At 41.1% G+C, this 12,604-nt stretch carries 8 protein-coding genes; 7 read left to right on the top strand and 1 reads right to left on the bottom strand.

The window, feature by feature from the left end:
• Positions 1 to 34: 34 nt before the first annotated feature.
• On the bottom strand, positions 35 to 1,303 hold the full coding sequence (gene pbp3, locus RWS24_RS07305; RefSeq protein WP_314366411.1) for a D-alanyl-D-alanine carboxypeptidase PBP3: 1,269 nt from the start codon (positions 1,301 to 1,303) through the stop codon (positions 35 to 37).
• Between the two features lie 292 nt (positions 1,304 to 1,595).
• Here pbp3 and RWS24_RS07300 point away from each other — a divergent pair, with 292 nt between their 5' ends.
• From RWS24_RS07300 to RWS24_RS07270, 7 genes are all read left to right on the top strand, one after another.
• On the top strand, positions 1,596 to 3,551 hold the full coding sequence (locus RWS24_RS07300) for a peptide ABC transporter substrate-binding protein (RefSeq protein ID WP_032912388.1): 1,956 nt from the start codon (positions 1,596 to 1,598) through the stop codon (positions 3,549 to 3,551).
• A gap of 192 nt (positions 3,552 to 3,743) precedes the next feature.
• The gene (locus RWS24_RS07295; protein WP_314366410.1) at positions 3,744 to 5,714 is read left to right on the top strand and encodes a peptide ABC transporter substrate-binding protein; all 1,971 of its coding nucleotides are present in this window, start codon (positions 3,744 to 3,746) and stop codon (positions 5,712 to 5,714) included.
• A 232-nt stretch (positions 5,715 to 5,946) separates the two neighbouring features.
• Complete coding sequence (locus tag RWS24_RS07290; RefSeq protein WP_314366408.1) at positions 5,947 to 7,923, top strand: peptide ABC transporter substrate-binding protein; 1,977 nt, start codon at positions 5,947 to 5,949, stop codon at positions 7,921 to 7,923.
• A 64-nt stretch (positions 7,924 to 7,987) separates the two neighbouring features.
• Positions 7,988 to 9,484, top strand: coding sequence for an ABC transporter permease (locus tag RWS24_RS07285; protein ID WP_002902452.1), 1,497 nt, complete (start codon positions 7,988 to 7,990; stop codon positions 9,482 to 9,484).
• Positions 9,484 to 10,410, top strand: coding sequence for an oligopeptide ABC transporter permease OppC (gene oppC / locus RWS24_RS07280; RefSeq protein ID WP_002898857.1), 927 nt, complete (start codon positions 9,484 to 9,486; stop codon positions 10,408 to 10,410). Before RWS24_RS07285 ends, oppC begins: the two co-directional genes overlap by 1 nt.
• Before the next feature lie 8 nt (positions 10,411 to 10,418).
• The gene (locus tag RWS24_RS07275; RefSeq protein ID WP_002901221.1) at positions 10,419 to 11,486 is read left to right on the top strand and encodes an ABC transporter ATP-binding protein; all 1,068 of its coding nucleotides are present in this window, start codon (positions 10,419 to 10,421) and stop codon (positions 11,484 to 11,486) included.
• Between the two features lie 10 nt (positions 11,487 to 11,496).
• A complete protein-coding gene (locus RWS24_RS07270) occupies positions 11,497 to 12,423 on the top strand; it encodes an ATP-binding cassette domain-containing protein (RefSeq protein ID WP_002916385.1) in 927 nt (308 codons plus the stop codon).
• The last annotated feature ends 181 nt before the right edge of the window (positions 12,424 to 12,604 follow it).

Raw genomic sequence — 12,604 nt, 5'->3', positions numbered from 1 at the left:
AACAACCGCGAATCATTTGATTCGCGGCTTTTCTTTATAATTTCTCGTTGACATAGCGGACAAAGTCATTCCACCAGACCTTGAAGAAGATGCTTTTTTCTACCTCTTGGCCGGCCACCATCGTGACAGAGGGTGCTTTGTTTTCTAGATAGCCTTGGCCAATCGGTTCAGGGTCGGTATAGGTCAGGGTGCCAAGCTCAGTATTTTTTTTCAGCGGAGCTTGGAAGCCTTTTTCGTTGGTTGAAAATTCCACCTTGTGCTCAGCCTGATTGGCGATGCGCTCAATGATGGTGAAATCCTTGCTGGCGACGGCTGGAACGGTCTTTTGCTTGCCGTCAATAACTGTTGAATGGCTTTTATTGTAGGCTTCCCCCTCGGCCACAATGGTCGTCTGGGTGAAGTTTTGTGAAACATAGTTCATCAAAGAGGCTGTGGCTACAAAGCGTGCGTAGGGGTCGCCGTCAGTTTGCTCAACGTCCAGCACAACAGTAATCATGCGGATACCATTTTCAGTAGTCGTCGCAACAAAGGAAGATCCTCCCTTATCCGAACTGCCGGCTTTAAGTCCGTCTACACCTGAGCGGAAGTTGGACTGGTTTTCCAGCATGAAGTTATAATTTTCCAGACTCGTCCCTGCGATTTTAGCTGTAGACTTGGAAGTGATGTCTGTCACTTGAGGGAAGTCCATAATCAGATGCCGGCTGATAACAGCCAAGTCGTAGGCACTGAATTTGTTTTCAGTGTCCTTGCTTTTTTTAGCTGTGCTAGCTGAGGCGCTATACTCTGTTTCTTCAGTTGCGTATTCTAGAAGAAGAGTATTCAGCCCTGTGGAGTTCACAATAGTAGCATCTTTGATACCCCATTCTTTGAGCTTGGCCTTCATCATTTGGACGAAATTTTCTTCGCTGCCTCCAACCTTCTCAGCCAAGGCAATCGTGGCACTGTTGGAGCTGGACATCAAGGACGCGGCAATCAAGTCCTTGACTTTGTAACGTTTGGCTTCCAAAGGGACATTGCTGATATTTGGATTAGATGTTAGATTGTAAGCATAGTCTGAAATATCAACATAGGTATCGGCAGTCAGGTCTCCTCTGTCAATGGCTTCATAGACCAGATAGATGGTCAAAAGATTGGTGATAGAGCCGACTTCAATTGGAGTATTAGCATCTTTTTCGTAGAGAATCTTTCCAGAAGTAGCGTCCACAGCCATTGCACTCTTAGCGGCAATGTTGAAATCATCTGCTGCAACCTTGCTGGCGGTCATTCCGACCAAAACTAGTAAACATAGGAATAATCGTTTCATTTCTTTCCCCTAAAACAAGATATAACCATTGTATCATAAAATTCTCTTTTCTTTTATAAATCAAGGATAATAAAAGGTTACAAAATAAATGTAGAGAAAAGTAGGGTAATCCCCTTAAAGAGATTTTTTATAAAAGCATCTTTCGGAAAAACTCACAAAATAGAAAAATATTTGAAATAATACAGATATACAAGCTGAAAAATAGAAAATTATTATTTTCCTACATAAAACATTTGTTTTTATAAAAAAATATTGTATAATAATACAATATAAATTGAGAAGGAGAATGCTCATGAAAAAATCTAAATGGTTGGCCATTACTGGACTGACAGTCGTGTCAACACTAATCTTAGCTGCTTGTGGAAGCTCTAGTGCCAGTAATACCTATTCTTATGTCTATTTGAGTGATCCTGATACTTTGGACTATGTCAATTCAAATCGAGCTACTACGTCCGATGTTATTACAAACTTGGTGGACGGCCTTTTAGAAAATGATAAATACGGCAATTTGGTTCCATCTATTGCGGAAGACTGGACTGTTTCAAAGGATGGTTTGACCTATACCTATAAGCTTCGTAAAGATGCTAAGTGGTACACATCAGATGGTGAAGAATATGCAGAGGTTAAAGCACAAGACTTTGTAGCAGGTTTGAAGCACGCGGCAGATGAAAATTCTGAAGCTCTTCCTATCGTCCAAAGCTCTATCAAAGGCTTGGATGCCTATGTCAAAGGAGAGTCTAAAGACTTCTCAACAGTTGGAGTAAAAGCAGTTGATGACCACACGGTCGAATACACGCTCAACCAGCCAGAAAGCTACTGGAACTCTAAGACGACCATGGGGATTCTGTTCCCCATCAATGAGGATTTCTTGAAGTCACAAGGCAAAGATTTTGGTACCGTAAAACCTTCTTCCATTCTTTATAACGGACCTTATGTTCTGAAAGCATTCACTTCTAAGTCTGTCATTGAATATGCTAAAAACCAGAACTATTGGGATAAGGACAATGTCAAGGTTGAAAATATAAAACTGACTTATTTTGATGGTTCGGATCAGGAATCCTTGATCCGCAACTTCTCAGACGGGGCTTATTCTCAAGCACGGCTTTACCCTACGAGCTCTAACTATGCTTCTGTAGAAAAGCAGTACAAAGACAATATTATTTACACACCACAGAATTCAACTAGTTTCTATTTTGCTTTCAATCTGAATCGTAAGACTTATAATCATTCGTCTAAGACATCAGATGCTCAAAAGGCATCAACTACAGCTGCTATTCAAAATAAAGACTTCCGTCAGGCGATTAACTTTGCCTTTGACCGGACATCTTTTGGAGCTCAGATGAATGGTAAAGATGGAGCGACTAAACTCATCCGTAGCTTGCTTGTTCCTCCTAGCTTTGTGCAGGTGGACGGTAAGGACTTCTCTGATGTAGTAGAGAGCCAACTTTCATCTTATGGAGATGAGTGGAATGGCATTAAGCTGGCGGATGCTCAGGATAGTATCTACAATGCTGATAAAGCCAAGGCGGAATTTGCCAAGGCAAAAGAAACCTTGCAAGCTGAAGGTGTAGAATTCCCAATCCATATTGACGTCCCTGTCGATCAGTCTGACAAGGTTTTGGTACAACGGACGAACTCCTTCAAACAGTCTGTCGAATCAGCGCTTGGCCAAGAAAATGTCGTTATTGATGTTCAGCAAATGTCAACAGATGACTTTGATAATTCTGCCTACTTTGCAGAAACAGCAGCTCAGAAAGACTACGATCTCAACATGTCTGGCTGGTCAGCAGACTACCAAGATCCATCAACTTATCTGAATATCTTTAACCCTGAAACAGGTGATGCTGCAGATAATATTGGTATAGAAAAAGGGAAAAATGCTGATGTGGCAAATAAGGTTGGCTTGAATGAATACAAGGCTTTGCTGGATGAAGCTGATCAAGAAAAACAAGATACAGATGCTCGTTACACCAAGTACGCAGCAGCTCAGGCTTGGTTGACGGATAGCTCCATTGTTATTCCTAGTGTTTCTGGTGGTGGTTCACCAGTCGTTCAGAAGGTTGTGCCATTTACCAAGTCTTACTCTTATGTCGGAATTAAAGGAGATGCCTATGTCTTTAAGAACATGGAGCTCCAAAATGATATTGTTACAGCTAAAGACTATGAAGCGGCTCTTAAGAAATGGGAAAAAGAAAAGGAAGCATCCAATAAAAAAGCCCAAGAAGACTTAGAAAAACACATTAAATAAGGTTCTGAACCGCGAATTTTTGATTCTTTATAAACAGTTTGGAATCAAAAGTTTGTGAATACGATAAAGCGAGACTGAGACATTTTGTCCCAGTCTCTTTTTTTATATGACTCTCTATTGCATTGAAGCGTTTACATCCTGTCGCAGAAGTGCTATAATGAAAGTAATCTTAATGAAAACTGGAGGAAGTTTATGAAAACATCTAAGTTAGCTGCAGCTGCTGGGCTTGTCATTCTCTCTGCAGGAATTTTAGCTGCCTGTTCGTTTGGCGGCTCCAATTCATCTGGGAAAAACTATAGTTATGTTTATACGGCAGATCCAGATACGCTGGATTACACTGTGTCCAATAAACGGGCAACCAATGAGATTATGGCTAATGTAGTGGATGGTTTGCTGGAAAGTGATAAGTATGGTAACTTAGTGCCTTCTCTAGCAGAAGATTGGACCGTTTCAAAAGATGGTCTGACCTATACTTATAAGCTTCGTAAGGGAGTGAAATGGTATACTTCTGATGGTGAAGAATATGCAGATGTGACTGCTAAGGATTTTGTGACCAGTCTGAAGCATGCTGCAGACAGCAAGGCTGATGGTCTCTATATCGTTCAAAAATCCATTAAAGGCTTGGACGACTATGTTAATGGTAAAATAACTGACTTCTCCCAAGTTGGTGTTAAGGCGGTGGATGATTCTACTGTTCAGTATACTTTGAATCAGCCAGAAAGTTTCTGGAATTCTAAGACAACCATGGGGATTCTTTTCCCAATCAATGAAGAATTTCTGAAATCAAAGGGTGACAAATTTGCTCAGGGGACAGATCCAACCAGTGTTCTCTATAACGGTCCGTTTATCTTGAAATCTATCACCTCGAAATCTCAAATTAGCTTAGAGAAGAATCCTAACTATTGGGATAAGGAAAAGGTGAAAATTGATACTGTCAAATTCTCTTACTATGATGGTCAAGATACAGAATCTCTGGTGCGTGGCTTCTCTGACGGCAATTATACCATCGCTCGTCTTTTCCCAAATAGCTCCAACTTTGCCAGTGTGAAGAAACAGTACGGCGACAATATCGTCTACACTCCTCAAGGTTCAGGAACCTTCGTCGTTACAACTAATATTGACCGTCAGTCTTACGAGCATACCTCCAAGACAACGGATGCACAGAAATCTTCCACTAAGAAAGCACTGCTCAATAAAGATTTCCGTCAGGCTCTGCTTTTTGCCTTTGACCGTACTGCCTATTCTGCACAAACCAATGGCGAAGAGGCAGCAGACAAGCAACTTCGTAATACCTTTGTTCCGCCAACCTTTGTTCAAGCTAATGGCAAAGAGTTCGGCAGCATTGTAGAAGAAAATCTGGCTAGCTACGGTGATGAGTGGAAGGGAGTCAAATTAGACGACGCTCAGGATGGCCTTTATAATCCAGAAAAAGCCAAGGCAGAATTTGCCAAAGCCAAAGAAGCGCTGCAGGCAGAAGGAGTGGAATTCCCAATTCATCTGGACATTCCAGTTAGCTCAGCAGATACCAATGGCGTTAAGGGTGTTCAGTCACTGAAGCAGTCTATCGAAGCTAATCTTGGCTCTGACAATGTGGTGATTGATATTCAGCAGATGACAGATGATGAGTTGAATAACATCACCTACTTTGCGACCTCAGCATCTCAAGAAGACTGGGACTTGAATAATAATCTCGGCTGGAGTCCAGATTATAACGATCCTTCTTCTTATCTGGAAATCACTGGATCTAAGACTGGTGAGAATGTTGACAGTTACTTTGGTTTTGACCCTGGAACGGATAATGCAGCAGCTAAAGAGGCTGGCTTTGAAGAGTATGACAAGCTCTTGGAAGACGCTGCTTCAGAAAACGAGGACATTAACAAACGTTACGAAAAGTATGCAGCAGCTCAGGCTTGGCTGACAGACAGTGCCCTGTTAATGCCGGCATGGTCATCTGGTGCAACACCAAGTGTCCGTAAGGTTGTTCCATTCTCAGGACCATTTGCTTGGACTGGAAACAAGGGTGAATACAGCTTTAAATATGTTGAAATCCAAGATAAACCAATAACGACTAAAGAATATGAGAAAGCGAGTGAAAAATGGGCAAAAGAAAAGGAAGAATCCAATAAAAAAGCTCAAGAAGAACTCGCGGAACATATCAAATAAATCAAGAAAATCCCATTGTAGCAACAGTGGGATTTTTGATGATTTTAGAGGCGGAATGGGCGAGACTAAGGTTGTCTAATCCTAGATGACAGACATGCGGGAAACCTGATTACATAAACATATGAGGGTGCCAGTGAGCTAACTTAATATTCTGAAAATTTATTTTACTTTTAGTACTATCTATGCTATAATCTTAATTAAATCTAAAAATCTAAAAGATGGAGAAACCCATATGAAACAAAGCAAAGTCCTTGCGTTAGCAGGAGTTACTCTTCTTGCGGCTGGCTTTCTTGCAGCTTGCTCAGGCTCTAAGCCAAACACAAAATCAGGCAGTTCTAACACCTTTAATTATATCTACGAGACAGATCCTGAAAACTTGAACTATCTCACTTCAAGTAAAGCTGCTACAACAGACTTGACAGCAAATGTCATTGACGGTCTTTTAGAAAACGACCAATATGGAAACTTAGTTCCTTCAATGGCAGAGGAATGGACTGTATCACCAGATGGGAAGACCTATACATACAAGCTTCGCAAAGATGCTAAGTGGTATACTTCTGAAGGTGAAGAGTACGCAGATGTGACAGCAGAAGACTTTGTCACAGGTCTTAAGTATGCGGCAGACAATAAATCTGAAACAATCTACTTGGTTCAGGATTCTGTAAAAGGGCTTAAGGACTATATTTCTGGGAAGATTGATTTCTCAGAAGTAGGAATCAAAGCAGTTGATGATCATACCGTTGAGTATACTCTTAATGAGCCAGAAAGTTTCTGGAACTCTAAGACTACAATGGGAATTCTCTACCCAGTAAACAAAGACTTTTTGAAAAACCAAGGCGATAAGTTCGCTCAAGCAACTGATCCAACAAGCTTGCTTTATAACGGACCTTTCTTGCTCAAATCATTGACTTCAAAATCTGAAATTCAATTTGAGAAGAATCCTAATTATTGGGACAAAGAAAATGTTCACGTAGATGCAGTGAAACTCTCTTTCTATGATGGACAAGATCAAGGAAAACCTGCTGAGCAGTTCAGCCAAGGCGCATTGACAACAGCCAGACTTTTCCCAACTAGTGCGACTTATGAAAAGGTTGAAAAAGACTTTAAAGATAATATCGTCTATACACCTCAAGATGCCTCAACTTTCTTAGTAGGTACAAACATTGATCGTCAGTCTTATAATCATACGGCTAAGACATCAGAAGCTCAAAAAACTTCAACTAAGAAAGCCTTGCTTAACAAGGACTTCCGTCAGGCTTTGACCTTTGCCTTCAATCGTGAGTCCTATGCATCTCAGATTAATGGTAAGGACGGAGCAGACAAACTTCTTCGTAACCTTTACATCCCACCTACATTTGTGCAGGCTGGTGACAAGTCCTTCGGTGACCTAGTTAAGGAAAAAGTAGTAACTTATGGCGACGAGTGGAAAGATGTGGACTTCTCAGATGGCCAAGATGGTCTCTATAACGAGAACAAAGCAAAGGCTGAATTTGCTAAAGCAAAAGAAGCTTTGAAAGCTGATGGAGTGGAATTCCCAATTCATCTGGACATTCCGGTTGATCAAACAGCTACTTCTAAAGTACAGCGCGTTCAATCCCTCAAGCAATCCATTGAGAAGACTTTGGGAACAGATAATGTTGTGATTGATGTTCACCAATTGTCTAAGGATGAAGTGACTAACATTACCTTGTTTGCTCCTTCTGCTGCTGAAGAGGACTGGGATATTTCAGATAATGTCGGCTGGTCTCCGGACTATCAAGATCCATCTACTTATCTAGATGTCATCAAACCTGGTGGTGAAAATACCAAGACCTTCTTAGGATTTGATGGCACAGATAATGCCGCAGCGAAACAAGTTGGTTTGGATGAATATACCAAGCTGGTGGACGAAGCTGGTGCAGAAAAGCAAGATTTGAACAAGCGTTATGAAAAATATGCGGCTGCTCAGGCTTGGCTGACTGATAGTGCTTTGTTGATTCCGGTAACTTCTAGAACAGGTCGTCCAACCTTGACTAAGGTAGTGCCTTTCTCAGCACCGTTTGCTTGGTCTGGTGCTAAGGCGCGTGAAGCAGCAAGTTATAAGTACATGAAATTGCAGGATGAGCCTGTAACGACAAAAGATTATAATAGCGCTCAGGAAAAATGGAATAAAGAACGTGCGGAATCTAATAAAAAAGCTCAAGAAGAATTAGCAGACCACGTGAAATAAGCTTGCTAAGAGAACTTTCTCTAATAGAGGAGAAAGTTCTTTTGGAATTTAAAGGAAACGATAAATGAAAAAATATATTTTTATGCGTATCTTACGCTCAATTGTGTCGATTTTCTTGGTGACGACCCTGACTTATGCCATTATCTATACTATGGTGCCAAGAAGGTTGATTTTCAAGCAGGATCCTAACTATAATAAGATAGCGACAAATAAAGATAAAAAGACTAACTATGAAAACACCATCTTTGAGCGGATGGGTTACATTGACTATTATGATACTAAGGAGCTGCAGGAGAAAGCCAGTAAGGAAGATTCTTCTGTTACCACAGAAGCTACTGAAGCAAACGAGAAGATTTATCAGAAGTATATTGATAAACTCGGTAATGGCTGGAAATTGCAGAAATTCCCACTGAGCGGAGAATTCTATGCTGTACGTGAAGTACCTGTTTATGAACGTGTCTTTGAGTTCTATGCTAATTTGATTCAAATTGACCATCCAAATGTTATCCAAGATGAGGAGAATCCAAACCTAGAGCGTTATATCCGGTTTGAAAATGATCCTTCTGTTGGCTGGTCTCTTGTGGGTTCTGGTACCAAGCATAAATATTTGCTTTACTTTAATGGTCAGTTTCCATTTGTCCACCAGAACTTTATTACCTTTAATTTAGGGAATTCTTATCCGACCTATGCTAATATCCCTGTTCTGCAAGTTATTACACAGGGACAAGGACAAACTAAGTCTTCTGAAGTTCAATTCCCAACAGGTAAAAAGACATCATCTGTTAACATTTACTCTCGTACCTATAAGACGCCAAGCAAAGCCGACTCACAGGATATTGCTAAGTTTGGTAAGGGAGATGCTTATACGGCGACTCAAAGCAACTATCAAAATCCATCCATGATTACCAGCTCAGCCATTATCGGTTTGATTGGTGTGGCTCTGTCTTATCTGATTGCTATTCCGCTCGGATCCTACATGGCTCGACTCAAGAATACATGGTTTGATAGCATTTCTACAGCGGGCTTGACCTTTATGATGTCCCTTCCAACCATCGCCTTGGTTTACATCGTTCGTTTGGCGGGGTCTGCTGTTGGTCTTCCAGACTCCTTCCCAATCTTGGGAGCAGGAGATTGGCGTTCTTATGTCCTTCCAGCTGTTATTTTAGGGCTTTTGAGTGCTCCTTGGACAGCTGTTTGGATTCGTCGTTATATGATTGACCTGCAGTCTCAGGACTTTGTCCGCTTTGCACGTGCGAAGGGTCTCTCTGAAAAAGAAATTTCTAACAAGCACATCTTTAAAAACGCTATGGTGCCGCTGGTATCTAGTATCCCAGCTTCTATCGTTGGTGTTATTGCAGGTGCGACTCTGACAGAAACTGTCTTTGCCTTTCCTGGTATGGGTAAGATGCTGATTGATTCTGTTAAGGCATCCAATAACTCTATGGTTGTTGGTCTTGTATTCATTTTCACATGTCTGTCTATCTTTGCTCTCTTGCTGGGTGACATTCTGATGACCGTACTGGACCCACGTATCAAGTTAACATCAAAAGGAGGTAAATAATGGCTACAATTGATAAAAGCAAATTCCAATTTGTCAAACGTGACGATTTTGCCTCTGAAACGATTGATGCTCCAGCCTATTCTTACTGGAAATCAGTCATGCGTCAATTTCTGAAAAAGAAATCAACTATTACCATGCTGGGGATTCTGATTGCCATTATTCTCATGAGCTTCATTTATCCTATGTTTTCAAACTTCGACTTTAATGACGTGAGCAAGGTAAACGACTTTAGCATGCGTTATATCAAACCAAGTGCTCAATACTGGTTTGGAACGGATAGTAATGGTAAGTCTCTCTTTGACGGTGTTTGGTTTGGTGCCCGTAACTCTATTCTTATTTCGATTATTGCGACGGTTATTAATCTGGCTATCGGAGTTATCATTGGCGGTATCTGGGGAATTTCCAAAACAGTTGACCGTGTCATGATGGAAATCTACAATATCATTTCAAATATTCCAGCCCTCTTGATTGTTATTGTCTTGACCTACTCTATCGGTGCTGGTTTCTGGAACCTTATTTTTGCCATGACGATTACTGGTTGGGTCGGTATTGCCTACACTATCCGTGTGCAGATTATGCGCTATCGGGATTTGGAGTACAACCTTGCCTCTCGTACCCTTGGTACACCGACTCTCAAGATTGTTACGAAGAACATTATGCCGCAGTTGGTATCTGTTATCGTGACCACCACTTCACAGATGCTGCCAAGTTTTATCTCTTACGAAGCCTTTCTGTCCTTCTTTGGATTAGGACTTCCTGTAACAGTGCCGAGTTTGGGACGCTTGATTTCAGATTATTCACAAAACGTGACGACAAATGCCTACCTCTTTTGGATTCCACTTACAACTCTGATTTTGGTGTCCCTTACCTTCTTCGTAGTTGGTCAAAACTTAGCTGACGCCAGCGATCCACGTACACATAGATAGGAGTAAATATGACAAAGAATGAAAATGTAATATTGACTGCTCGCGATATTGTCGTGGAATTCGATGTTCGCGATCGTGTCTTAACCGCCATTCGCGGTGTCTCATTGGACTTGATTGAAGGCGAAGTGCTGGCTATTGTTGGTGAATCAGGCTCAGGAAAGTCTGTCTTGACCAAGACCTTTACTGGTATGTTAGAAGAAAATGGCCGTGTGGCCAAAGGAACTATTGACTACCGCGGCAAAGATTTGACAACTCTTCGTAGTAATAAGGATTGGGAGCCAATTCGCGGTGCAAAAATTGCGACTATTTTCCAAGATCCGATGACGAGCTTGGATCCCATTAATACGATTGGAAGCCAGATTACAGAAGTCATAATCAAGCACCAAGGGAAATCAGCTAAAGAAGCTAAAAAAATGGCCATTGATTACATGAGTAAGGTTGGGATTCCAGATGCGGAAAAACGTTTCGAAGAATATCCTTTCCAATACTCAGGTGGTATGCGTCAGCGGATTGTTATTGCTATTGCCTTAGCTTGTCGTCCTGATATTCTTATCTGTGATGAGCCGACAACGGCCCTCGATGTAACGATTCAAGCGCAGATCATTGACTTGCTCAAATCCTTGCAGCAAGAATATCATTTCACAACCATCTTTATTACGCACGACCTTGGTGTTGTGGCTAGTATTGCAGATAAGGTTGCGGTCATGTATGCCGGTGAAATTGTAGAATACGGTACAGTTGAAGAAATCTTCTATGAGCCAAAACATCCTTATACATGGAGTTTGCTATCCAGCTTGCCTCAGTTGGCAGATGCAAATGGTGCGCTTTACTCGATTCCTGGTACTCCGCCGTCACTTTATTCACCAATCAAAGGGGATGCCTTTGCATTGCGTTCTGACTATGCCATGTCAATTGACTTTGAAGAAGAAGCACCGGCTTTCAAGGTCTCAGATACTCATTGGGCTAAGACTTGGTTGCTGCACGAAGATGCGCCTAAGGTTGATAAACCAGAGATTATCGAAAACCTACATGAAAAAATTCGTTCGAAAATGGGCTTCAATCAATTAGAAGCTTAGGAGGAAGGAAATGACTGAAAAATTAGTTGAAATTAAAGATTTAGAAATTTCCTTCGGCGAAGGAAGTAAGAAATTTGTAGCAGTAAAAAACGCAAATTTCTTCATCAACAAGGGGGAAACTTTCTCTCTTGTAGGAGAATCAGGTTCTGGTAAGACTACTATTGGTCGAGCTATCATCGGCCTTAATGATACCAGTGCAGGTGATATCTTCTATGAAGGCAAAAAGATTAATGGGAAAAAGTCAAAAGCAGAAGAAGCGGACTTGATTCGCAAGATTCAGATGATTTTCCAAGACCCGGCTGCCAGTCTGAATGAACGTGCAACGGTTGACTATATCATATCTGAGGGACTCTATAATTACCATTTGTTTGATAGTGAAGAAGACCGTCAAAGAAAAGTCAAAAATATCATCAATGAAGTTGGTTTGTTGGCTGAGCATTTAACTCGCTATCCTCACGAATTCTCTGGTGGACAGCGTCAGCGGATTGGGATTGCTCGTGCTCTGGTCATGCAACCAGATTTCGTAATTGCAGATGAGCCAATCTCTGCTTTGGATGTATCTGTTCGGGCTCAGGTTCTGAATCTATTGAAAAAATTCCAAAAAGAATTAGGCTTGACATATCTGTTTATTGCCCATGACCTTTCGGTAGTTCGTTTTATTTCTGATCGTATCGCCGTGATTTACAAAGGTGTCATTGTAGAGGTGGCAGAGACAGAGGAGCTGTTCAACCATCCTGTCCATCCCTACACACAGTCCCTGCTCTCAGCTGTTCCAATTCCAGATCCAATCTTAGAGCGTAAAAAAGTCTTGAAGGTCTACGATCCTGAACAGCACGATTATTCTGTTGATAAACCAGAAATGGCAGAGATTCGTCCAGGACATTATGTCTGGGCTAATAAAGCTGAACTCGAAAAGTATAAACAAGAACAAGAATAGAAAAATGTCCGAAAGGGCATTTTTTTGCGCATTTAAAAAAGATATAGAATGTAAATTAATCGATCGGCCACAAAGGTATGTAATATCAACCACTAACTTAAAAACCATAATTTTAAAAAAAATGTAAAAAAAATTAGAAAAGGTATTGACAGGAGGTGTGGTTGGGTGATATACTAATATA

Origin of the sequence: uncultured Streptococcus sp., from assembly GCF_963528215.1 — a bacterium.
In the GTDB taxonomy this organism is placed as follows: domain Bacteria; phylum Bacillota; class Bacilli; order Lactobacillales; family Streptococcaceae; genus Streptococcus.
This window is presented reverse-complemented; position numbering and strand designations above follow the sequence as displayed.

What these genes read in the sequence shown, in the direction of transcription:
- pbp3 (WP_314366411.1), bottom strand. Translation starts at nt 1,303, where the DNA reads ATGAAACGATTATTCCTATGTTTACTAGTTTTGGTCGGAATGACCGCC.
- RWS24_RS07300 (WP_032912388.1), top strand. Translation starts at nt 1,596, where the DNA reads ATGAAAAAATCTAAATGGTTGGCCATTACTGGACTGACAGTCGTGTCA.
- RWS24_RS07295 (WP_314366410.1), top strand. Translation starts at nt 3,744, where the DNA reads ATGAAAACATCTAAGTTAGCTGCAGCTGCTGGGCTTGTCATTCTCTCT.
- RWS24_RS07290 (WP_314366408.1), top strand. Translation starts at nt 5,947, where the DNA reads ATGAAACAAAGCAAAGTCCTTGCGTTAGCAGGAGTTACTCTTCTTGCG.
- RWS24_RS07285 (WP_002902452.1), top strand. Translation starts at nt 7,988, where the DNA reads ATGAAAAAATATATTTTTATGCGTATCTTACGCTCAATTGTGTCGATT.
- oppC (WP_002898857.1), top strand. Translation starts at nt 9,484, where the DNA reads ATGGCTACAATTGATAAAAGCAAATTCCAATTTGTCAAACGTGACGAT.
- RWS24_RS07275 (WP_002901221.1), top strand. Translation starts at nt 10,419, where the DNA reads ATGACAAAGAATGAAAATGTAATATTGACTGCTCGCGATATTGTCGTG.
- RWS24_RS07270 (WP_002916385.1), top strand. Translation starts at nt 11,497, where the DNA reads ATGACTGAAAAATTAGTTGAAATTAAAGATTTAGAAATTTCCTTCGGC.